Consider the following 22364-nt stretch of genomic DNA (forward strand, 5'->3'; position numbering starts at 1 on the left):
AGCAAATTCCCATAGCATAAACAACACCAACTCTGTCACACCGAGCGGGTAGCAGCTCAGTCCAACAAGCGATTATGCAACACAAACTGCATGTCGCATAAATACTAAAATGTTATGAGCTTGTGAGTCGAGTCGTGAGCGTGAATACTTCATTTTCAAAGGATTTAACAATGAGTGAAATTACAAGACCTGTAGCACTAACTATCTATGCAAAATTATTTAAGAATCCTGCGGCTATTATATTTCTAATTCTCTTTATGCTTATCTATACCATTATTTTTTCAGTCGCCACTTCAGATAAGAGTATTGATATTTTGGAGTTGGTCAAAGCGGCACCATTTGCTGTATCAGCGGTTGTGTTAGGTGTTTTTTCGATTATTTTCTGGGCGCTGAATTATATTGGTAAGGCACAGAAGTTCGAGTTGACGATCAAAGAAGCAGAAGAGCTATTTCGTATTCGCAAACGATTGATTGATGAGATTTTTGACGAGCCTTCTCCACAACCAACTGTTGAACTTTCTGCTTTGAAAGCACACCTTTTGCTTGCTGGAGGTGATCTAAATGCGGAGCCCGAGACTCCTTCAACGAAACTAGGGTTTGAGTACTCTGATGCAGTTAAGGCTCTGTTAAAACGTTCATAAAAAACCAATTAAGGGCGGACTAAAGAAGCTTGGCTTAGTTCGTACATCGCTAATTATAGATAAGTTTTTTAGCCGCTTACTGCGGCGTTATATCTCTGTACTGAGCTTCTAAAATGGAGAGTATTATGTGTACTTATTGTGCCTTATGTAAAAAAGAGGCTGAACTTCAATCTAGTCATATCGTTTCTAAATTTCTTTATCGCTTTATGAGAAAGTATCAAGACAAAATAAACGATGTAAAAGGCATAATTACAATTGATGCTAAATCAAAAAATATCGATGTAACTCAGCGTCAATGGCAGAAAAAATTGCTTTGTTCAAATTGTGAAGAACGTCTATCTAAAAATGAAAACAAAATGGCTTCTTTGATGCGTGAAATATACTCGATGGATGATGAAGGCTTGAAATTATGCTTTTACTACGCGAAAATTTCTGCCTTAAAAAACAAAATCCCTAGTCATTTTAGTGATTCTGATATTAATGATTTAATATCTAGTTTCTTTTTTGATAAAGAAAAAGCAGCTGTACTGAAGTACTTTTCATTATCAATTTTATTGAGGCATCTTTATGTTATTGAAAGTAATTTAGATTCTTTGGTGATAAATAAAATAGAACGTTATATATTAGGTGAATCTAACTTTAATTTTAAGTTGATTGTTAAAGTTAATTCTGGTAAACAACGTTGGGCAATGTTTACTTCCGTTATTTTTTTAGATGAAAATGATAAGTTTAAACATTACAATTTTATGCTGCCTAACATGTGGTTCCATATAATAATTGACGATGATGAATATAATAATGAGAAGAATGACGAAGTTGTAATAACGCCTTGTGATTTTTTTAAAGACGAAATCATAATTAAAATTATGAAACATTTTCACAATGGCAATGCTGTAAGCGATAAAGCAAAGAGTGCTTTAAAGAATTAACAAGGCACTTAAACCGAACTAAAACAGTGGGTTACGGATCGCATCACGACACATCTTAACCCACTATTTTAGTCCACTTAGTGCGGCATAAAATGCTCGCTCCACCATCAACCAGAAGGAATAAGATTTATGGAAGCATCTGAATCTCAAGCTGTAAAAGCAGCCATAGTTGGCTCTGCTCCGGAAAGGCGGGAGGAACTAGAGAAACTGTGGGAAGAGCATTCACCTCAGGTAAATCAAGCCTCTGATAAAGAAGGGTTTACCCTTGAGGCAGGTTCATTTGGATTGATACTATTTGACTATAAAACAATGTGTAATTTGTGGCTTTTCGGGTTTTCTACACAAGAGGCTTTTAATCTATTTCTTCCGTATTTGTATCTATCTCAAATTACAAAAATTCCATTTAATCCGCACATACTAACTGAGGACGATTCAAAATCCTCTCATGCATTACGCATAGATGAGATCATTAGAGCTATTCGAGCGCTCAAAGAAGCTGGTTCAATAGAAAATATAAATTGGCCTAGCAGTGTACCTAAACCTGATTCAGGCAAACCATCTGATCTTAATGGGAGCATGGCTTTCGACTTGCTATGCATGGTCGCCGCATACTGCTTTTTGCACGAATTTAGGCATGTTCAAATTCGAAATGAAGGAAAAGTCTTAGATATCCATGAAGAGGAATTTGAGTGCGATAGTTATGCTAGAGATTTCCTGTTGGGAAAAATTGACGAGTATTCAAATACTACAGGATACGACAAAGACCTTCTAATTAATAAAAGAAGTATGGCTATGGCGCTTGCATCAGTACTTCTTTATGTAGTTACCCCGGAAGCATACTGGAATGGCTCATTAACTCATCCTGCCATCAGTGAACGAATTAAAAATATATCCAGCGCCTTAGAGGTTAAAGATGATGACTATTTTTGGACTTATCTATCATGTGCTTTGATATCTGTCGTTAGAATCGATGGCATTAAAATTCAAAATATGGTTATTGTAGATCAAAAGAGCTATGCGCTATTTCTAATTCAGAGCATAGAAAAGCATTTAAAAAGTCAAAGCACTCGGACGCAGTAAACTGCGCCGGTGTTTGAGGCGTTATAGCAGTTAGGTTTAAGATATTGAGTTTCTGTTGAGCAGCCAAGTCTGGCACATATGCAACTTTCAGATTTGAATAAGTCCTAACAATCAAATCTGAAAGATCAAGTTAAAACTTATTCAACTAAAAAACCCGCTTTAAGCGGGCTTTTTTATGCTGTTTTACTTGTATTTTCTTCGTCTGCATACCTTGCGGCTAGCAAGGGTTTAACGTCTTTTAGAATTAACTTTCCACAATCATCAAAGTCGACCTGCTTTTCAACGTTAGGTTTAAACCAATCTAAATGACAGAACATTAAAAGTGATTGGGAAACTGTCTCTACGAATTTTTCTTCAAATTGTTCCGTGGTTATCGTATTTGCTAATTCAATTTTGTCGCTTGGTGAATATTGCCCAGCTTCAGGCTTCGTATCGCCAGTAATAAGCCAGAGGGCATACTTCTTAAACTCAGGGTGATTAGCAATGGTTAATAAAGGTTGTGAGCCAACCTCAGAGTGGCCACCTTCATATTTTTTATATGAGCTTACGCTGATACCAACCAGCTCAGCAAACTTGGGCTGACTCAAGCCTGTTGTATTACGGATTAATCGAAACTTTTCGCCAATAGTATTTGACATATATCCACCTGTGGATCTATATTATTCCTAGTGCGTCCTTTTAAGGGTTTGACTGGGTCCTTATTAGGTCGCTTTTAGTTTTTATTAATAAAATCAAAGTATCTATAAACAAGATTAGCACATGCGAGTTACTAAAAGGAACCATGCAAGGTGCTAACAATAGTTTCGAGGTGATCTATGGAAGATGCAAAGTTTAGGACAAATCTGCTTGGTGAAGTTGTTGGCCCAAAAGAGGTGTTCTTAAAAAGACAGCAGGTGCAGGAAAAGTGCGCTATGTCGCGCTCAAATATTTACAAGTTGATGGGAGAAGGAAAGTTTCCACTACCGCAGAAGGTATCTCACCGATGCACTGTCTGGCTAGCAAGCGATATTGATATTTGGCGTTCGATGACTACAGAGTCGTTTTTCGCTAGATATGGAAAACAAATACTTGAAGCCAAGGAGCAAGCAGCATGAATACTCAAGCTATAACTCAGTTAAATATCTCTCCGGATGCACAAGCCATTCTTATGACATTGCTTAACGAGAACGTACAGCTTAAGCAGCAACTAGCTCAACAGGAGTCTGAGCTGAAAGACGAACTATTACCCACAATAGATGCAATGAAGCTCCTTGGGTGTGGCCGCAAAAAATTTTGGGAACTTGCAAAAAAAGATGGATTTCCACCGGCTATTCCATTTGGTAGATCAAATCATTATCGACGTGCCCAACTTATAAAATTTAGAGACAACTACATAGAAAGTAAGGAGGCTTAACATGGCAAATGCAGAGCCTCAGGGCTTACTCGAAATACGAGCAATGATTGGCGACCACCGTAAAAAGCCTGGTTACATCTTTACAAACGTACTTAGCCAAAAGCAACGCCAACTGGTGCTGTTTACAGCAGGGTTCAGCCGTTTAGACCTAGATAAGCACTGGAATGATATGACACTAGACGAGCGCGACAAAGTGCGTAATGGCTTGATGTTCTTGAACAACATTGTGATTGAATTTATCGACGCGAACGCCATGCAGCCAGAGTGTTTTTATCACGGCGCTAAGCCAAATACGCCACGCTACAGTGCCGACAGCGTAGTCACACCAATTAACCAACATTAGGAGTGATTATGCGTGTAACTATACCAGCGGCAAAAGCACCAGTTAGAACCTTTATGTCTACGCCTAGGCAGTTAGGCAGACTAAACCGTTTGTACCAAGAGCAGCTAGAGCTTAATACCAAGCTAACCCGTGCGATTGAACAAACCATTGGTTGGGTTGAGTCTACTGGCGGTTGTGACGAGTCTATCCGTATGCTGCGCTTAGCATTAGGTGAGGTGAAATCATGAGCTCAACAGGCCGCGGATATACACGTCATGAAGATGACTATTACGTTACGCCACATTGGATGATCAACGACTTTTTGCATGCGTTTGAGCAAGACGGAATTAGCGACTTTGAATCGTACAATCAAATTCTAGACCCAAGTGCAGGCGGGTGTGAAAAGTACGAAATGAGTTACCCAGCGGTGCTAGCTCAACACGGCCTTGTAGCCGAGAGTTGGGATATTAGAACTGACTCTCGCGCAGAGCGTAAGGGGGTTGATTTTTTAAAGCAACCTGCTGGGCCCGAATATAACCAGTACGACATAATCATCACTAATCCACCTTTTAGGCTCTCACAAGAGTTTGTTTATCAATCATTAAAAATGGTTAGAGATGGCGGTGTGGTTATCATGTTGCAGCGCCTCAATTGGTTAGGAAGTATAAAGCGAAAACCCATGTGGCAATCTGTGCCGCTTGCCTCGGTATATGTGCATAGCAAACGTGGTGCTTTTAACCCTGAAAAACCAAATAAAACTGACTCCATCGAATACGCCCACTTTGTATTTTGCAAGGGGTTTAGGCTCCCAGCAGAGCTAGCCGTTATCTAATTTAATTACCCAAAGGAATAGTAAAATGCACCCTATCAAAGACCAAGATCTATCTAAAATACAGCGCCTAATCAGAAATATTGTTCATCACGCGGTTGAACAGGCCAATTTTACAATCCGTTTGCTCAATCAAAGAAGCACAGTGCATATGCTAATGCAGTGCGAAGACACGCTAACTGATTTACTCCCAATCATTGAAATGATCAGTGAAGAGCATGCCGAATTTTCTCCCATCTACGACCAAATGAAAACAGCGCTAAACGCAGCCCAAATGGGTGGAGAGCCGAAACCAATTGAACAAGTAGAGGAAGCAATATGAACCACGTAATGCTTGATTTAGAGACTATGGGGCAGGGCAGTAACGCTGCAATAGATGCAATTAGGCCAAATATGTATCAGCAATTTATAAAGCACTAGCCGGTTAAATTCAAATTCCAACTTCTCCAAGTTGTATGGGGCGAAAGCCCCTTTTTAAGGGAACATGCCAGTGAGCTTATGGCCAATAAAAACATTTGAGGTTTGCAAAGCTGTAGTAACCATCACAAAGCAAGTAAAGGATAATGCGCATAGAGCGACATTGTTAAAAGGCTTGCAGCGATTTACCGTTTATATCCAGTATAAACTCGCCAAACAATACATCTCTAAAATAACACCTGAGCCAGAAGCTTGGTATCAAGACGAGCCTACAAACCCAAGCGAACCTGCTAACGCTTGGTTTTGTAACGTGCTTGCAACTACACCTCATAGAATAGATTTAACCAGTTTAGGTTTGAGCAAACAGGCAGTTGCGGCCTTAAATAAAGTACACAACAACCGCCACCATAATTATATTGCTGCCGACATAGTAGCCAGCAAGCGTGCCAGAAGTATTCAGGCGAGTTTTGTTAGACAAACTGAGGAAACGCTAAAAGCAGCAGAGGCGGCAAAAGCAAAACGTGTTGAGCTATTTGAGCGTGACCGTTCACAAACGGAATTAGACGCAGAGAAAGTCATTGCAAAACAAGCTGGCGGGTTGGTAACTAGCAGTGCAATGGCCCTAGTTAATGCCTTGGGTGACCAAGCTGAGATTGACTTTGTATATGACTGTTTAAGCAAAGTACCAAAGCCACTACAGCTACGTTTTGCTAAGCGTTTTATAGTTAAGTATGACTCATCACTAGAAAACCTAGCAAGTGCGGGTAAGGATGAGTTATTAGAGATCAGTAAGCGGTTATATGAGTTTGGTAAGCACACGCAACAGGGCGTGCCAGAAGATTTTAAAAACCACTTAAAATGCCAATACCAAGCCAATGCTTGGCTTAGACGTGCAGTAAACACCCTCAAGCCCCGCCTAAAAACACTTAAAAAGATAACTGACAGTATGCCATTGCCTTGGCATATTTTAGCCAATGCAGAAAAGACCAAGAAGCATGCCAGCGAACTCGCGGCCAAAGTGACTGAAGTATTAACCGACTTAGCCGCCGAGCAATCAAACTGGGGCATGGTTGATTTTTATAACGCCATTGCTGACTTTACTGAGCAGTATGGCGTTACGCTACCTTTTGAGGAAAAGGGCGAGTATTTAACCGAGCCAGACGCCGAAATTGCACTATTAAAAGCCCAGTGCCACAAGTGGTGGGCGCGCAAATTAAAAACCATTAGGCGTCGCTATCTAGAGCATTTAGAGATCGCTACTGGAGAGGTGGGCCGTGACCTATTTACCACACATAACAAAAAGACAGGCTCAGTCACCAAAAGAAAGGGGATTAATGCTTATTGCTCTAAACAGGCGCTTAAAGAGTACCAAGCCGACCGTGAAAGGGGTAGACGATACCTAGAAAGCCTAGAGCTAGTAAATGAGCATAACGATGTAATTTCGTTGATGAAAGCCGTGGAAGCAGGTGTGGCTAACCCTGAAAACATGCGTAATGAATTAATGCTACGGATCCGCGAGACTGAAGAGCTTGCCGACGAAATGGGCTATGTAGGCGGTTTTTTTAACATTACAACCCCAAGCCGGTTCCATGCGAACTCTCCGAAGTGGGACGGTTCAACACCGAAAGAAGCAAGCAATTACCTCAATAAACTGTATTCACAGGCACGCGCTAAACTAGACCGCGAAGAAATACCGTATTTTGGTATACGTGTTGCTGAGCCACATGCCGACGGCTGTACTCATTGGCATATGCTGCTGTGGATGCCTGAGCGTTATTACCATCAAGTTAATCACATTCTGCGTAGGTACTTTACCAAAGACGATAGAGAGGTCTTTTTTGAACGGTTCAAAAAGCGTAAATCGCTGCGTGCCAGGTATGTGCGCGCTCGTAGAATATGGGGCCTTAATAAAAAGCGCAAAGTGTATACCCGAGAACCCAAAAAGGATTACACCCCAAGCGGCCCTCGCTATACGGCTATTAGAATGGAACCACCAAAGGTTGATAAAGATGGCAACAAAACAGGTGGTGCTGCGGCTTATATCGCAAAATATGTAAGCAAAAACATAGACGGGTTTGCGTTAGCCAACGAATACGACGCGGAAACTGGTGAAAAGCTCGTTAAGGCTGTTAACCCGGTAAAAGCATGGGCGAGTACGTGGGGCATTCGCCAATTTCAATTTCAAAAATCCCCCTCAATTACCATCTGGCGTGAGCTGCGCAGGGTGCGTGAAGAAGTTAAAGGCAATGAAGAACTAGAGCAAGTGCGTAAAGCCGCTGATGGAGGCGACTTTAAGACATTTGTGACCTTAATGGGTGGTTTTGGCATTGGCCGCGAGGCGAGGTTTAAACCTGCTTATCAACATACTGAGTTTGGCAATGCGTATTCAGAGTGTACAAAACGGCTTAAAGGCGTTGTTGATGAACAAAGTAGATGCACGCTAATAACTCGAGTTCATACCTGGGACAAACAACCAATTGGTACTGCCGCAGCTAACGACAACACCTATGATGCGAGTATGCACGATGCCAACAACGTCGGCGCAGCCGACCTATCTTGGACCAGTGGGAATAATTGTACGCCTTACCCTACGGGGCATAGAGACGGATTATTGCTAGATATGATCGGATATACAGAAAAAGAGATCGCAGAGTTTAAAAAGGATCTGACGGACGGTAAAAAGGTGCATCATAATGGCCGAGTTTACGTAATTCGGGGAGGTCAATTGCTCGTTATGGATGAAAAAGACCAGAAAAAAGCGATCAAACATGACTATGTGGTTCACGTAGCGCAAACGCTTGCCCAAAAACAAGCTGAAGAACGCAGGAACGAAGCCGTAAACAGCCTAGCGTATTGGGATGTCCTAGAAGATGATCAGCTTAAAGTGTTAGAAGAAGATGGAACCGTTATGGCTCATGGGCGGGTGTTCTATAAAGAGGGTGATAAGTTGCGTTCGTTTAAACAACTTGACTTTAGCGATATGGACCGAGCAATTGCAGCTACACCAGAAAAGGATCATTGGCGTGAGGCGAGAGAAATTGTTGATTTGGCATTCAGCTTGGCAGAAGCCGAACAGCGACGCTTGCCGTCGAACTGCAAATACAAGAAGAAGTTGCAGTTAGTTGGAGATATGGAGCTAGCCAGGTTGATCGTTAGTGGACTAGCTACTGATATCAATGCGAATGATTGGTGGGATATTGGGTTTAGTATGGCGTAATTATAGTAATCGCTCTTGGGCTATTCTTCCTTTTAGTGCAACACTATAATGAGGCCTAGTAAATATCTAAGTTACTTCATTGGAATTTTGGTGTTGATAATGTGTTTTTTGTGTTAGGAAATTGGTGTTTTTATGTTATTTTTTGTGTTTTAAACTAAGCAAGGATAGATCAATGCGTAAATTAATTTTCAACTCAATAGCCCTATTCACTTTCTCCGCCGGAGCACATGCAACAGCTACATTGACCTCAGGTTTAACAGAAACGAACTCTATTTCTCAGGGGCAATGGCAACACTATCAGATTTCAGCATTACAGGATGCAACTCGTTTGACTGTCGCAATGACAGATCTTAGTTCTGATGTTGATTTGTATGTTCGAGTCGGGAACCAGCCAACTCTATCGAATTATAATTGCAGACCATATAAAGAGGGAAGTGAAGATGAAGTATGTGATTTGACAGCGAATGCTTCTGGTCAAATTTACATCTCTGTGCATGGCTTTACAACTGCGTCATATAAACTGAAGGTAAATTTGGGGAGCGAGGATAATAACTTGGAATTCCCTTCAAACGGAACAGATTGGTACTCCATTATAGGAAGTGATTTCCACACAAGCAATGGTGGTTATAGCCAAATGGATGACACATATGCGATTGATTTAAATCGTCCTGAAAACGCTGATGGAGATCTTGATGTAACTGCAATTGCCGATGGTACTGTAATAGCCAGAAGTACAAGTTTAGGCTTTGTACTAGTGCAGCATGATTCAGACCTAACACTTGGGGATGGAACGGTCCTCAACCCTTGGTTTTCTGGTTATATGCACATGAGTGGCACTCTGCCGTTATTGGAGACGAATGTTAGTACTAATACGGTTCTAGGTACGATTTCTAACGTAGGAACTACTGCAGACCATTTACATTTCGCCATCTATTCAGGTTCTGAAACAAATATCTCTGGAATGGAGAGCATTGATATTGGCAACAAACTTATCGACTTTTATCAAGGTAATGTACCCAATTGGCATGAGTGGTGTGGCAATACACCAAGAGCTACTCATATTCTGAGCCGACCTTGGTGGGATAGTGTTGAAGAACCATGCCCCTACCCAGCTAACTAAGAACCTTAGATATAAACGCGGCCAATTGGTCGCGTTTAAATTGGTGCAGGCCTGAATAGCTTAACTCCAAAAAGTATTTTCACTGAACGATTTACGTGAATCTACAATAAAGATAAAACTAATTTAGGAACCTTGAAATCATGGTAAAGAGCAACAATATAACTTAATGCTAGAGAGCTTCAATAAAAGAGGAATAAATAATTGATAGGCTTTACTAACCAGTTACAAACCCCAACAGACTTGCTCGATAAGCTAAAATATGATTTGGGCAGAATGCAAGATGATCCAAGTAATATTTATGCTTCATTTGATTTTTTTGTTACTGCTGAACATCTCCCAGATTGGATTGGCGATAAAACAATTAAAAAAGAATATGAAATTTTAAAGGTTGTGTCACATTTAGCTAATGGCGCCAAACATTTCATGGTGTCTAGTCAAAGGCACAATATTCTTGAGCGCAATACCTATTGGTGTGATTCCAATGAACAAGAAGTGAAGTATACAGACGGTGAAGGTGGCTCGCAGAGTCATTCAGCACTTGAACTTGCTGAAAAGGTATATAAATTTTGGGAAAATATATTGATAAGATAGTGTTTTTAAGTTGTGAGTGTGCGAGTTGTTTCCAGAATAGGTTACATGTTGATTGGTAATTTTATGATCATAATCTAATTGTTGTAGAGTGTTCTCTTGTCATACTTTTTTGTTCTAAAACTCCAATTGACGTGAGTAATAACAGGAAATAGCATACATTTGCTGATTAATTTTTAGATTGTCATTTTCGATATTGATAATAGGTAGCGGGAGGTATAAAAGTAAGCGTTGTTCATACATTGTTGAGTAGCTCTAGCTGCTCGACTTTTGGTAAATTCTTTATTAATGATGCCGCAATGCTGGCTGTATCTTTTCTTGGTGGGTTTAGGTAATGCCTAAATGCAATGGTTGTTACAAAGGTAGCCCCGCATTCCTTGCTATTGGTGCAAGAGCAATAAAGATCAGCTACGCCAGATGATTGGTTTTCCCTCGATGTAATAATCGCCTTATTCATGCAGTTAGGACAATTTACCCGCATATTTTGCACCTTAAAGTAGTCAACTCTTTTCTGTGATTATATACAGTAGTTCGAGCGCTATCAAATAAACAATTTATCAGCTGCTGGAAACCGAAAACGCCCAGAATTCACTCCTCCTCGCCTTCCGCTTTCGCACAAAAAATGCGTCAAATTGACAAGCCTAGTGACAATCGCCTTAGAGTTAAGCCAAGTAAATAAAGGATCTAGCGATTTGCTTAAAAGGATCTGATTGTCAAAGTTGTGACACGCTTTGACATGAAAGTGACAACAATATCGCAAAAATAATTGTAAAAACTGAAAATCAAAATAAACTAAAATAATTATGGCTTAACTCATAACTATTTTATGAAATATCTTTTTAAAGGCATGCAGAGCCAAGAACGTTTTGAATTGCTTTTATCTCTTACTCGAATCCAAAGTGAAAGTGTTATCAATGCGCTCAGCGATTATTTGGTAAGAGGTCTTGATAAGAAAGCTTCTGCCGCTATTAATGGTGTCGAAGTTTCAAATCTTTCTGCAGCTATCAGTAAGCTAGAAGAAAAAGCAGCTGTAATTGAAAGGATAAAGGAGTTAGATTTACCTAGTTAGCTTAGGAGTACGCTACAACTTTATTATTAAAATAAGTAAATAGTAACTTTTTTGGTGTAAGTATTATTTCTATGTTTAGTATTGAGAGTCCGACAATTTTGTGGACTCCTAACATGTTTGAGCTAATTATAATTACCATTAAAACAATTGAACACTTAGTACTATTTAGACACGCCTTTTATCTTTTCTACTGTTCGCAGACCTGCGAGACCAAGCATACCAAGGGTAAGTTCCATCATTACATCAAGCGGAAGAGCTGGCGAGCCTACCTCAGGCCAAAGCCACTGAAGAATAGGGTTAATGACAAACGCAAATAGAAATCCAAGCCCACATACCCACATCAAAAATGGCCTAGCACCCGCAACAAATATGCTGCGGTGTGCTGCCTGAACTGCATTGATTTTTGTTTGTGCTAATTGTGGCTTTTGTAAAAGTCGGAGCTTTACAGCTTCAAGCTTGAGCTCTTCCTCATCAGACGTAAATAGTTCATCTAGAATATCGCCGATCGCATTTACGGGTTCTGCTGCTCCAACACTAAAGATTTTTGATAGCAAACCCATTACTTTCTCCTTAATTGGTTTATGACTTTCAGCGGATCCTTGCTAAATCGCTGACCTAAATTATTTAGCCCATTGAATAGGTGGGGAGCTAAATATGCTCCTACGCCAATGAAGCCTGGTCGAGCGCTTTCGGCCACTTGCCAGAAATCGCAAAAGCTCGATACCAAATAAGCCGCAAGCAATGCCATTAGCGCGTTAAAAAAGTAGCGTGCAAAGGTGAAAGCATGTGGGCTTAAATACAGCTGTATTGCGGCTGCGACCATGCTGATCACCACAAACTGAAAAATGTGTTTTAGATATTCCATATCTATCATGCGGCCTTGTCCTTGTTAGGGTATAAATCGGAGTATTCCGGAATGTCAAAAGCAATGTGCAAATGGGCTGGTAAGTAGCGATTAATGCCTGCCATCGTTTGTTGAAGAGGCACTACTTCATTGTTGTAATACGCTCGAGTGATTTTATCCAAATCACCAAAGCCCGGGCTATCGCCGGAGCTTTGGCCGCTCAATGCTTCTTGCGCACGGTGCATGCTCAGCATGTCATTAAGTGTGATTTTTTTAATTCGCTCAAATTCATCCTTTGTAGAGATATCACCAACAGGTGTGATCTTAATAGACTTCTCAGCGTCGGCCTTGTTACTCCTAAAGTTGAAGAACAAGCTTCTAAAGTTACCCACGCCCTTACTGTCTTTAATTGCATCTTTGAGCTTGGCTTCATCATCAGTGCTTAAATTAGGATCGGCCATACTAAATATAAAACCCATGTGAGCGCCATTCTTGTAATAACGGCGCCTAAATAGTGTTGCGTCCTCATTGAGTAGGGCGCTTTGAATACCGCCGTAATACTCAGGTATGCCGTAAATTCCTTGGGCTGGGTCGTATTCCTTTACATGTAATATTTCACCCGCTTTAAAGCGAATGGGTTCTAAGTGGTTATTACTGAGCTGCGCATATACCCCGCGCTCTGTTGTGTATCGCATAGTTAGTGCAGGCAGGTGGCGCAACCGGATTATTTGACCGAATGGGTTTTTGATGATCTGCAGGTACGCGTTACCAGACCACAAATAATCATAAGCGAATTTTTTAAATGCTTCGTTGCTAAGCACTGAGTTGGGTTTAAACCACTTTAAAATCATGTTGCGCTTAAAGCCTAAAATAGGCCCATGCTGGGCATTAACTCGCAACAGCTTTACCAGCCCATGTAAACTAACGGGTGGTGCGTAAATGCCGTTACTGTCTGCAAATACTCCGGTGTAATCGGTCAACCGGTTATCTAAACATGGTTCGGGATCTCCAAAACTAAATACATCGCTCATTGCTGTATAGTTTGGCGTCTCGCCACTTTTTACGTTTATCCTTGGCTTATCCATTAAGCTGCTATCCCTACAGATGTTTGACGGCCCATCGTGTTACCGTCTAAAGGTTCAAATTTCATGGCGTGCATAATTGCCCATGCAATATCGGCGTGGCCCGTTGTTTCAGTGCGGTTTGTGGCATAGGTGATTTGGTCGCCAACTACCTTGCGGCGAATGTTTATAAATGAGCTAGCAATGTTTACCGCATCTTTATCAAACTCAAAGCGGCGATTTTTAATCACGTTTAGCGCTTTAATTACCATTTGGTTTTTAATGATCGGGTTGTAGTGTATTGGCTCAGCATTTGGAAAGAACGCGGTTATTAGTTCCCACACGCCATAACCCATACCTGTAGTGTCAACTCCGATGTGCTGTACATTGTATTTGTGCGTAAGCTCTTCTATTTCGCGTGCCATTGCCTCAAAATCGTTACCGCTCAAATCAAGCGCTTCTAGCAACCTAAATTTTTCGCCTGGTTTCATAGGTAGGCTCAACACCGCAACACAGGCTTTATCTCCAAAGCGTGCAGGGTCAAAACCAATTACCACAGGCTTTAAGCCAAATGGGCGCTCGTACTCATCGTCAAAATCATCCCATTTTGTTGAGTCGCCCACGCAGGCCATCAGTTGTTTTAAGTTAAATGCAGAATGCGCATCGTCGATAAATTTACACATAAACAAGTTGTCGAACTCGTCTTGTGAGTATTCGTTTTCAAGTACCTCAATATCAATGCGGTCAAAGCCAGAATTAACCACATCATGCACGTTAAGCATCTGGCGCCAAATACCGTCTTCACATAAGCGCCCTTCTTTTAACGCTTTATGGCTGCAATCAATGGCAAATTCAGGGTCGTTACAGGCTTTGGTTTTACGAAACCATTTACCATTCCAATGATCGTATGCTTCGTGGCTGGTAACTGAAGGCGTACTAAAGTAAGTGATCCTCAAATGCTTGTGAGTTGCCATCGCCTGGGCAAGGCTACGAAGAGTTTTGTATTTGGGGATCCAAAACACTTCATCTATATATAAGTCGCCACTTTCCGATTGTGCCGTCCGCGCATTGGTTGATTTGAAAATAAGCTTAACTGTTTTACCACCTTTGAGCGTTAGCACCATAGGTGAGCCAGTGAGCTCAATATTAAAGTGCTCACGAACCAGAGCGATGATATTGGCTTTGAATACTTCTGCTTGGTCGCGCGATGCAGATATAAAAATTTTATTGCGGCCATTTACAACGGCATCATAAAACGCTTCGAATGCAAAATAGAATGTAGCCCCAATTTGGCGCGGCTTTAATATAAAGCGGCTTCGGTGGTCTTGGTTCTCAAACCAATGTAGTTGGTGCGGATAGAGTAACTTTTCTTTTAGTTCGTCGAGCATTTCAACCGTGATGGCTGAGCAGTCGTTTTTCTTTTTCTTCTTCTTTTTGCTACCGGCTGCGGAGCTATTACCTTCTGGTTGCCCGTCGTTGGCTGCTCGTTGTTTAGGTGCCGGTGCAAGTTTACTTTTGTTTAGTGCACAGAGCTGGCGAGTGCAAAATTCTAGCTCTTTATAGTCAGCGTCGGTTTTTTCAGGCTTGTCGGTTAGGATATTAATACGGCGGCTAAATGCCATTTCAGCATTGTAACTCGGACACATATCTGCCCATTTACCATCATCAGCCCAGCGGCGAATGCTGCGCGCACTCGGCATGTTTGGCAAATCTGCTATTTCGTCAAACGTGTAGCCTTGTACCACATATAAGTCTTGCGCTTGTTTGCGTACCTCTGGCCCGTACTTTGGTTGCATCCTGCACCATAATTCATCCTTTAATTCGTACAGTTTAAGGGCTAAAAGTAGCTAAATCGTCCAATTAAAATCCTAGCCATTCCTAAAAGCTAAATATAGGAATTTCAAAAAGTTAAACCATTAGAATTAATCATTTATTGTGTGCAAACTTGGCCTAACTTAATAACGCAACGCATTTAACAGGTTAATCAATGCCAGGTCAATTACGCACAATACCGCTTGCTATTGCAGCTGCTGGTTTAACAGTAGACGGGCGAGAAATCGAAGAGCAAGACATTAACGATATTGTTGAGACGTACAATCCTAAAAAGTATGGTGCCCGCATCAATATCGACCATTATGCAGATTGGTCTGGCTGGAAAGCCGAAGCACTATCATCGGTTACGCTTACGGGCGGTATGCTAGGCGATGTGATTGAGGTGAGCACCGACACTAACGAAGATGGTGTACAAGTTTTGAAAGCGGTGCTAGCGCCAAACGCCAGCTTTGTACAGCTCAACCAAGCCGATCAGCACGTTTACTTCTCCATTGAGATTGAACGCAACTTTATGGGCACCGGCAAAACCTACCTTACAGGTTTAGCCGTCACTGATTACCCAGCAAGCACATACACATCAAGAGCCAAATTTAATAAGGGCGCAGATAACACGGACGTTTCTTTTTTACGCGCAGACCTTGGACTAGACCTACATAGCCAAAGTGAAAAGCCAGCTAAAAAACCATTTTTTAGAAACCTATTCAGCAAGGAAGATGACCCCATGCCATTAACAAAAGAAGATAAAGCCGAAATTGGTAACGCAGTTGCCGAGGCGCTTACCCCTGCATTTACTCAGCTTACGTCGAGTATTAAAGAGTTTGGTAAAAATAATGAGCAGGAAGCTCAGGGCCAACAGGATGAAGGCCAAGGCAATGATGCCACAAACCTAGAGCTGACGGAGCAGCTCACCCAGCTAAACAAAAAGTTCGATGAGCAAGAAGAGAAGTTTAATGCGCTTCAAAACAAGTTTACTGAACTTTCAAATACTGAAGCCGCAAGCACTACCGATGCCGACGACGAGCATACCGGCGACGACGGTAAATACGCAAACTTACTGTAAGGACACAGAATATGCGCACAAGAACTACTCAACTATTTACTGCCATTTGCGTTGCACTTTCAAGCAACTACGGTGTTGCAAGTGTGTCTGAAAACTTTGCGGTAGCGCCAACACTTGAACAAACGCTGTATGACCAAGTTTATGAATCAGCTGAGTTTTTAAACCGAATTAACCATGCAATGGTTGATGATATCGCTGGTGAGTCTATATTCATGAGCTCGGGTGCTGGGGTTACGGGTCGCGCTGGTGTAGAAACAGATGACACCAAAGAACGTAAAACCAAAGATGTATCAGCACTAAAAAAGCGAGAGTATCGTTGTCACCCAGAAGAAGTCGATGTGCATTTGCCTTGGGCGACAATGGATGCCTGGTCTAAGTTCCCGGACTTTCATGAGCGTTATCGTAAGCATGTTCGCCAGCAAAAAGCACTCGATATCATCAAAATTGGTTGGTATGGCACCCATGTTGCCGAAAGTACAAATCTGACCGAATACCCCATGATGCAAGACGTCAACATTGGTTGGTTGCAATTGGTTCGCCGCGACGCACCAGAAAGAGCATTTAAAGATGGTGGTACTGAAGAAACACCAAGAGTCGGTGAAATTCGAATTGGTGAAGGCGGTGATTACGAAAACCTCGATTGCGCCGTGCACGACTTAATTCAAGGGATCCCATTGCACAAGCGAATTGGCCTTGTAGCTATTATTGGTGATGAGCTCATAGCTCAAGATAAAGGCAAGCATTACGCAAAGAATGCCCACACTCCGAGCGAAAAAGAAAAAGTTGAAATGTCACAGGTGATCAACACTTACGGCGGCTTGCCTAGTTTTCAAGTGTCGTTCTTTCCACCGCGCGGCATTTTGGTCACGAGCTTTGACAATTTAACTCATTACATTCAGTCGAAGTCAATTCGCATGAGCATTGAAAGCAATGCTAAGAAAAAGCGAGTGGAAGATTACGAGTCGCGTAACGCCTGTTATTACGTTGAAGACTTAGAAAAAATCGCCTTCATCGAATCTGACTCAGTAAAAATTGATAAAGATGCAGAAGGTAACTGGTCTTAATTTCCTTTGAGGTAGAGCTTCGCCGCTTGGCAGTTTGCAAGCGGCGTTTTTTAGAGAGTGTTTTTATATGAGCTTAGTTAAACGAGCGTTAGCCAAAGCAAAAGGCGAAGTGCCAACAAGCATTAAAAGTAGTGCGCCAGCAACAAGCAAAGCGCAAAACCGCAAAAGTGAGCATACCGAGTACGCGTTTTTTAAAGCGGCCATTGACTCAGACTTGGCTCAGCTAAAAACATTCGGCGATATTAGCGACAAAGCTGACTATAAAGCCAAAGCAATCGAGAAGAACGATTACATAGGTTACTTAAACCAATACCGGTTAAGTGGTGACAATCATCCAAACCTAGTTTTAGCTTGGGTGTTTATTTGGCTAGTCGACTTAAAGCGCTGGTCTCAGGCGATTGAACTATTGCCATTGCTGATCGAGCAAAAGCAACCGCTACCTAAACAATTTAACACCAAGCACTGGCCGACCTTTTTAATCGATCAGCTATACGACGATGCCAGCTGGTACTTACAAAATAGCTGCACAGTAGATGAATTGGCGAGCATGGCATTTACACTCCAGCGAGTTATTTATGCCACTCGCAATCAAGACTGGACTGGAAGCGAAATCGCGGGCGGTAAGCTCTATGCCATTGCTACCAAAATAGAGGCCACGTTGCACAACAACGGTAATGCCATTCGGTTTGGCAATATTGCGCAAAAAATTAACGAGAAAGCGGGTGTAAAAACACTCGTCGAAAAGCTAGTAAAAAAGCTTTAAATAGCTCCAACGCCAGTGGGCAACTTAGCGTAACCAGTTAACAGTATTTGATTAGCTGCTTACGTCTAAGTGGCGCCCACACAAATTTACGGGGGTGGTGATGAACTTAAGTGGAATGCCAAAAGCAGATTTGCAAATTGATGATCAGGTTGTCCCAGGCGATGGTTATTACCCTGATTTAAGTACTACTTATTTTATTGAGCATTATGCCGTTGCCGGTGAATACGCCAATAAAAGCGAATTGCTGGTTGAAAAACTAAAGCTTGCTCAAGCCGAAGTCAATCAGGAGTTGATGCAAATAGTACTAACAAATGCTGAAGCACTGCACCCACAGCAAGAGCTGTTCTACAAAAATGCTGTTTACAGCAAGGCCAAAGCCAACTTGCTAGTGAGTAAACTGGGCAGCACGCACCGCGATAATGCAACAGCGCAATCACAAGCCGCCATTGATAATTACGAATATTGGCAAAGTGAATGCGTCAATGCACTGAGACTATTGCAGGCGCTCAGCCCCAACTTATCGGTGGAACTGCTATGAGCCAGAGCAAAATAGCACAACTTAAACAGCACTTAGTAAGTGCTGTTTACCAAGGTCATAAATTAGCCCTTGATACCCAGTTTGATTGCTGGATTGAAGGTGGTCGCATCGAACCAAGCAGCAAAACAGTCAATGGCAACGGCTTATTGGCCGCAAGGTTTTATTACTCAGGGGTTATTAGCATAAATCCCTGTGCTGCACCGGCTGCATTGATATGTGCGTTTGCATCATTTTGGTTGCAAACCAATGGCGGTAAGTATGACAGCACAGGCATTGAATTTAGCGCTGACGTTAATGACGACAACAGCAACGAAGTTGAGCTAACGATTGAGCAGCTTTGTGAGGATATTGAGCTTATTCAAACCGACAATGGCCCGTTTGAATTAAATGGCAAGCGTTATGACTTTGGTGAGCAAAGCCTGTGGATAGCTGAAGCATTCACACTGCATGGTGAAGTAAGCCGTGCTTAACGTCAAATTTGACGAAGGCCAAAGCAAAGAACAATTAGCGTTTTTACAGCTCAAGCCAAATAAAAGACGTAACTTGTTACGGGGTGCGATAAGAGCCGCGAACCGCAATAGTAAAGGGCGAATAACCCAACAAAAAGATTTAACAGGTAAAGCGTGGAAAGGCCGAGCTAACGGTCGCAAGAAAAAAATGCTTACCAAGCTAAAGCGTCGAATGAAAGTGCGCTACGGACCAAATAACGCCAGCGTTTATTTTAAAGATACACGTACTGGCAAAATAGCCAGAGCGCAGCAAGAGGGAATAAGCATTACTGCGCAAGCGCCAAAAGACAATGGTGAGCAGCGCAAAGACGGTTTGGCAACGCGCAACCAAGCAAGAGCATTAATTGCCGCCGGTTACAAAATACCACGCGGAAAAGGCAAAGGCACAAAGCGCGCAAGTATTGTGTGGATCACAGAGCATTTAAGTAAGACCCAAGCAGGTTTTTTGCTCCGAGAGTTAAAGGGCAGCTCAGGTAAGAGCAAATGGCAAATTGACTTGCCGGCCCGCTCCTTTTTAGGTCAAACACAGGCCGAAGAAAAAGAGCAACTCAATTTTATATTAAACAAAGCTATGCAAGTAGCGTAGCGCAAATAAGGAACGACCATGGCACAAGGAAAAGTATCCGTTGCCGCCATTCAAACTGGTAGTGGCGCTACGAAAGAAGTGGAACGCACGACTCTGTTTATCGGACAAGCACCTGCAAACATTGGCAGCATTATACCCATCAATGCTCAAAGTGATTTCGATGATTTATTCGGAGCTGATGACTCACCATTAAAAACGCAAATTGCTGCCTGGCAGCGTAACGGTGATGAGCTAGTGAGTGGGTATGCAATTCCACACGGTGCTGGCGATGATGTTATGGCATTAATTGATAAAGCAATGAACCAAGATGTGAGCCCTGAAATCATTGTGATCTGTACCCCAGTTACAGGCAAAGCTGATATCGAGCGCTATCAAGCTAAGGCACTAGAGATCTTATCAAGTTTGGCTAGGCGCGTTCGATTTCTTATTGCTGCACCGGGTTTATCTGATGGTCAAAATTGGTCGGATTTAGTTACGGCGTTACAGCCGTTAACAGATGGTATCGTTGGCGATAGAGTGGCCGTTGTTCCTCTGCTATTCGGTGATGAGTTGGGTGCGGTAACAGGTCGATTATGTAAGCGAGCAGTTACGATTGCTGACAGCCCAATGCGAGTACTTACAGGCGCTATGTCGCTCATGCCATTGCCAAAAGATGCAGCAGGTAACCCGTTAACCAATGCAACAACCGCCGCACTTGATACGCTGCGATTTAGCTGTACACAGTTTTATGCTGATTATGATGGTGTTTACTTTGGTGACGTTAACATGCTAGATGCTGAAGGTGGTGATTTTCAGCAAATCGAAACCGGCCGCATTGTTGATAAAGCCGCACGCGCCGTGCGCATCATTGCTATTAAACATATCAAAAATCGCCGCTTAAACAACAGTACCAGCGGTATTGAGTTTGGCAAACGCACACTGGGTAAGCCACTTCGTGATATGAGTAAGTCAGTAAACATTGGTGCAGATAAGTTCCCTGGTTTAATCGACACGCCGAAAGACGACAGTATCAATCTAACGTTCATGGACGAGCGAACCTTACAAGTTGTGCTGAAGGTAAAACCGATTGACTCCCCGAGCACCATTATAGTTGGGATTATGTTAGACCGAGAAGTGTAAGGAGCGCACATGCAAAAGGTATTAGGTGGTAAGGACTTTGATATCTTCATTGGTAATTCAATGGTCCATGTTATGGAAGCCACGGTAAAAATCACGGATGGCCGAAAGGTTAAAAAGGTTCGCGGTATACCAAAAGGCTTTATTGATGGTGATGTTGAAGGTGAAGTCACGTTAAAACTTGACCATGAGAACTGGTTGATATTGCAAGCTCAAGCGGAAAAAGCAGGGAGCTGGAAAGCGATTGAACCTTTCGACGTTGCGTTTAACGCTGAAGTCGCGGCGGGTAAAAAGAACGTAGAGGCGTTCGGGTGTTTACCGCAATTAGAAGAGATTTTAAACATCAAGGCCGATGGTGGTGAAGAAGACACCACGACAATTAAATGCCCAATCACAAGCCCTGATTTTGTGAAAATCAACGGTGTGCCTTATCTAACTGACGATGAAACAAGGGATCTGTGATGACAAAAGCCATTCGACACTTAAACCCAGATATGGTGATAAACACCATGCGTGCATGTGGCCATCGTATATTTGAGGGAGAATTAAACCTCAATATCATCGGTGTTCGTCACAGTAATACACGAGCAAATACATTTAATGATGCGATCTGCGTGCTGTACCAACAAGGTGGCGAATGGCAACTAAAGCAGTATAAAGCAACGACTGATGCGGGACTTTACTGGCGCAAACATCCAATGAATGTAGACGGTACAGCCGTGCTTATCGCAGGGCAACACCTAAGCCTTTGGACACTTGGCTATCACCAAGGCAAGTACCGCGCACTTGTTCAACATAAACCAGTAGTTGTCTTACGGGATAACAACAATGACGACGAGTTGGACACCAATACCACGCCTCATGCAGAACTACAGCAAGGCTACTTTGGCATTAATTGTCATCGAGCGAGTGCAACAACGACCTCGACCCAAGTGGATAAGTGGTCTGCGGGCTGTCAAGTAATTGCAAATCCGAATGACTTTGACGAGTTTATTGAGCTTTGTGAGTTATCAGCTCAAAAATGGGGCCCATATTTTAGTTATACACTGCTAGACCAAGCAGATTTAAAAGAGAGTAATGACAATGTCACTAGCTAAAACAATCATCATCGAGACAGACACTACAGAGTTCAAGTTTAATGTTGATACTCCTGCATACAACAAGTACATCAATGCATTAACTCCAATCAATAAAATTCAGCCGGCGACGAATTTTTTGATGTCTACTGTTGATGAGTCTCAAGCAAGAGCACTGAAAGATCTGCTACAGCAACCAGCGGCGGCATTGCATATGGCGAGTGCGATTGTGGAGGACTTTCAACCGGAGTTTAACTTTACTGTAAAAAAATCGAAGAGCGCGCCAAGCAAATAAAGACAAACCGAATT

29 protein-coding genes are annotated in these 22364 nt (G+C 42.2%); 23 read left to right on the top strand and 6 right to left on the bottom strand.

Features of this window, described 5'->3' with window-relative positions:
• The first annotated feature begins 170 nt into the window (after positions 1 to 170).
• From NO992_RS15370 to NO992_RS15380, 3 genes are all read left to right on the top strand, one after another.
• Positions 171 to 641: a hypothetical protein gene (locus tag NO992_RS15370; protein ID WP_305776221.1), complete on the top strand. Its 471-nt coding sequence runs from the start codon at positions 171 to 173 to the stop codon at positions 639 to 641.
• Positions 642 to 766: 125 nt separating this feature from the next.
• Complete coding sequence (locus tag NO992_RS15375; RefSeq protein ID WP_371378629.1) at positions 767 to 1570, top strand: hypothetical protein; 804 nt, start codon at positions 767 to 769, stop codon at positions 1568 to 1570.
• A gap of 129 nt (positions 1571 to 1699) precedes the next feature.
• The gene (locus tag NO992_RS15380; protein ID WP_371378633.1) at positions 1700 to 2650 is read left to right on the top strand and encodes a phage exclusion protein Lit family protein; all 951 of its coding nucleotides are present in this window, start codon (positions 1700 to 1702) and stop codon (positions 2648 to 2650) included.
• 173 nt (positions 2651 to 2823) lie between these two features.
• Here NO992_RS15380 and NO992_RS15385 read toward each other — a convergent pair whose 3' ends face one another.
• Complete coding sequence (locus tag NO992_RS15385; RefSeq protein ID WP_201435427.1) at positions 2824 to 3288, bottom strand: DNA-binding transcriptional regulator; 465 nt, start codon at positions 3286 to 3288, stop codon at positions 2824 to 2826.
• Positions 3289 to 3465: 177 nt separating this feature from the next.
• Here NO992_RS15385 and NO992_RS15390 point away from each other — a divergent pair, with 177 nt between their 5' ends.
• The 9 genes from NO992_RS15390 (at position 3466) to NO992_RS15430 (ending at position 10539) form a co-directional block, all read left to right on the top strand.
• On the top strand, positions 3466 to 3744 hold the full coding sequence (locus tag NO992_RS15390; protein ID WP_099029189.1) for an AlpA family transcriptional regulator: 279 nt from the start codon (positions 3466 to 3468) through the stop codon (positions 3742 to 3744).
• On the top strand, positions 3741 to 4043 hold the full coding sequence (locus NO992_RS15395) for a helix-turn-helix transcriptional regulator (RefSeq protein ID WP_371378637.1): 303 nt from the start codon (positions 3741 to 3743) through the stop codon (positions 4041 to 4043). The genes NO992_RS15390 and NO992_RS15395 overlap by 4 nt, the downstream gene beginning before the upstream one ends.
• Before the next feature lies 1 nt (position 4044).
• Positions 4045 to 4386, top strand: a complete 342-nt coding sequence (locus NO992_RS15400; RefSeq protein WP_052258391.1) for a hypothetical protein — start codon at positions 4045 to 4047, stop codon at positions 4384 to 4386.
• A gap of 8 nt (positions 4387 to 4394) precedes the next feature.
• Positions 4395 to 4613 (top strand): hypothetical protein, encoded by a 219-nt coding sequence (locus tag NO992_RS15405; protein WP_371378640.1) that lies wholly within the window; start codon positions 4395 to 4397, stop codon positions 4611 to 4613.
• The gene (locus tag NO992_RS15410) at positions 4610 to 5197 is read left to right on the top strand and encodes an SAM-dependent methyltransferase (protein ID WP_371378643.1); all 588 of its coding nucleotides are present in this window, start codon (positions 4610 to 4612) and stop codon (positions 5195 to 5197) included. Before NO992_RS15405 ends, NO992_RS15410 begins: the two co-directional genes overlap by 4 nt.
• Positions 5198 to 5222: 25 nt before the next feature.
• On the top strand, positions 5223 to 5516 hold the full coding sequence (locus tag NO992_RS15415; RefSeq protein WP_371378647.1) for a hypothetical protein: 294 nt from the start codon (positions 5223 to 5225) through the stop codon (positions 5514 to 5516).
• Between the two features lie 168 nt (positions 5517 to 5684).
• Positions 5685 to 8828: a replication endonuclease gene (locus NO992_RS15420; protein WP_371378649.1), complete on the top strand. Its 3144-nt coding sequence runs from the start codon at positions 5685 to 5687 to the stop codon at positions 8826 to 8828.
• A 172-nt stretch (positions 8829 to 9000) separates the two neighbouring features.
• Positions 9001 to 9948: a pre-peptidase C-terminal domain-containing protein gene (locus NO992_RS15425; RefSeq protein ID WP_371378652.1), complete on the top strand. Its 948-nt coding sequence runs from the start codon at positions 9001 to 9003 to the stop codon at positions 9946 to 9948.
• Positions 9949 to 10149: 201 nt separating this feature from the next.
• Positions 10150 to 10539, top strand: coding sequence for a hypothetical protein (locus NO992_RS15430; RefSeq protein WP_371378654.1), 390 nt, complete (start codon positions 10150 to 10152; stop codon positions 10537 to 10539).
• 232 nt (positions 10540 to 10771) lie between these two features.
• On the opposite strand, the gene NO992_RS15435 is transcribed toward NO992_RS15430, so the two are convergent.
• Entirely contained in the window at positions 10772 to 11017 is a 246-nt protein-coding gene (locus NO992_RS15435; RefSeq protein WP_371378657.1) for an ogr/Delta-like zinc finger family protein, read from the bottom strand.
• A gap of 345 nt (positions 11018 to 11362) precedes the next feature.
• Here NO992_RS15435 and NO992_RS15440 point away from each other — a divergent pair, with 345 nt between their 5' ends.
• Positions 11363 to 11605, top strand: coding sequence for a PapB/FocB family fimbrial expression transcriptional regulator (locus tag NO992_RS15440; protein WP_371378660.1), 243 nt, complete (start codon positions 11363 to 11365; stop codon positions 11603 to 11605).
• 161 nt (positions 11606 to 11766) lie between these two features.
• Here the strand turns inward: NO992_RS15440 and NO992_RS15445 are convergent, their stop codons facing one another.
• Genes NO992_RS15445 through NO992_RS15460 form a run of 4 tightly spaced genes read right to left on the bottom strand, consistent with a single transcriptional unit; the run spans position 11767 to position 15306 of the window.
• Positions 11767 to 12165: a 3TM-type holin gene (locus tag NO992_RS15445; protein ID WP_099029179.1), complete on the bottom strand. Its 399-nt coding sequence runs from the start codon at positions 12163 to 12165 to the stop codon at positions 11767 to 11769.
• Positions 12165 to 12479 (bottom strand): hypothetical protein, encoded by a 315-nt coding sequence (locus NO992_RS15450; protein ID WP_039497804.1) that lies wholly within the window; start codon positions 12477 to 12479, stop codon positions 12165 to 12167. Before NO992_RS15450 ends, NO992_RS15445 begins: the two co-directional genes overlap by 1 nt.
• On the bottom strand, positions 12476 to 13534 hold the full coding sequence (locus tag NO992_RS15455) for a phage portal protein (RefSeq protein ID WP_371378663.1): 1059 nt from the start codon (positions 13532 to 13534) through the stop codon (positions 12476 to 12478). The genes NO992_RS15450 and NO992_RS15455 overlap by 4 nt, the downstream gene beginning before the upstream one ends.
• Positions 13534 to 15306, bottom strand: coding sequence for a terminase large subunit domain-containing protein (locus NO992_RS15460; protein ID WP_371378666.1), 1773 nt, complete (start codon positions 15304 to 15306; stop codon positions 13534 to 13536). The genes NO992_RS15455 and NO992_RS15460 overlap by 1 nt, the downstream gene beginning before the upstream one ends.
• A 191-nt stretch (positions 15307 to 15497) precedes the next feature.
• Here NO992_RS15460 and NO992_RS15465 point away from each other — a divergent pair, with 191 nt between their 5' ends.
• The 10 genes from NO992_RS15465 to NO992_RS15510 all read left to right on the top strand — a co-directional run bounded on the left by NO992_RS15465 (position 15498) and on the right by NO992_RS15510 (position 22350).
• Positions 15498 to 16403 carry a GPO family capsid scaffolding protein gene (locus NO992_RS15465; RefSeq protein WP_371378669.1) on the top strand — a complete coding sequence of 302 codons (906 nt, stop codon included), beginning with the start codon at positions 15498 to 15500 and terminating at the stop codon, positions 16401 to 16403.
• Between the two features lie 11 nt (positions 16404 to 16414).
• Complete coding sequence (locus NO992_RS15470) at positions 16415 to 17467, top strand: phage major capsid protein, P2 family (protein WP_371378672.1); 1053 nt, start codon at positions 16415 to 16417, stop codon at positions 17465 to 17467.
• A 67-nt stretch (positions 17468 to 17534) separates the two neighbouring features.
• The gene (gpM, locus tag NO992_RS15475) at positions 17535 to 18230 is read left to right on the top strand and encodes a phage terminase small subunit (protein WP_371378674.1); all 696 of its coding nucleotides are present in this window, start codon (positions 17535 to 17537) and stop codon (positions 18228 to 18230) included.
• Positions 18231 to 18330: 100 nt separating this feature from the next.
• Positions 18331 to 18768, top strand: a complete 438-nt coding sequence (locus NO992_RS15480; RefSeq protein ID WP_305776205.1) for a head completion/stabilization protein — start codon at positions 18331 to 18333, stop codon at positions 18766 to 18768.
• Entirely contained in the window at positions 18765 to 19238 is a 474-nt protein-coding gene (locus tag NO992_RS15485) for a phage tail protein (protein WP_371378677.1), read from the top strand. Before NO992_RS15480 ends, NO992_RS15485 begins: the two co-directional genes overlap by 4 nt.
• On the top strand, positions 19231 to 19863 hold the full coding sequence (locus tag NO992_RS15490; protein WP_371378680.1) for a virion morphogenesis protein: 633 nt from the start codon (positions 19231 to 19233) through the stop codon (positions 19861 to 19863). The genes NO992_RS15485 and NO992_RS15490 overlap by 8 nt, the downstream gene beginning before the upstream one ends.
• Before the next feature lie 18 nt (positions 19864 to 19881).
• The gene (locus NO992_RS15495; protein WP_371378684.1) at positions 19882 to 20982 is read left to right on the top strand and encodes a DUF2586 domain-containing protein; all 1101 of its coding nucleotides are present in this window, start codon (positions 19882 to 19884) and stop codon (positions 20980 to 20982) included.
• Positions 20983 to 20991: 9 nt separating this feature from the next.
• Positions 20992 to 21441, top strand: a complete 450-nt coding sequence (locus NO992_RS15500; RefSeq protein WP_099029169.1) for a phage protein — start codon at positions 20992 to 20994, stop codon at positions 21439 to 21441.
• Positions 21441 to 22076, top strand: coding sequence for a hypothetical protein (locus tag NO992_RS15505; protein WP_371378688.1), 636 nt, complete (start codon positions 21441 to 21443; stop codon positions 22074 to 22076). The genes NO992_RS15500 and NO992_RS15505 overlap by 1 nt, the downstream gene beginning before the upstream one ends.
• Positions 22057 to 22350 carry a putative phage tail assembly chaperone gene (locus NO992_RS15510; protein WP_235367700.1) on the top strand — a complete coding sequence of 98 codons (294 nt, stop codon included), beginning with the start codon at positions 22057 to 22059 and terminating at the stop codon, positions 22348 to 22350. Before NO992_RS15505 ends, NO992_RS15510 begins: the two co-directional genes overlap by 20 nt.
• Positions 22351 to 22364: the final 14 nt, after the last annotated feature.

It is taken from the genome of Pseudoalteromonas sp. DY56-GL79 (assembly GCF_041414765.1).
Taxonomy (GTDB): domain Bacteria; phylum Pseudomonadota; class Gammaproteobacteria; order Enterobacterales; family Alteromonadaceae; genus Pseudoalteromonas; species Pseudoalteromonas piscicida.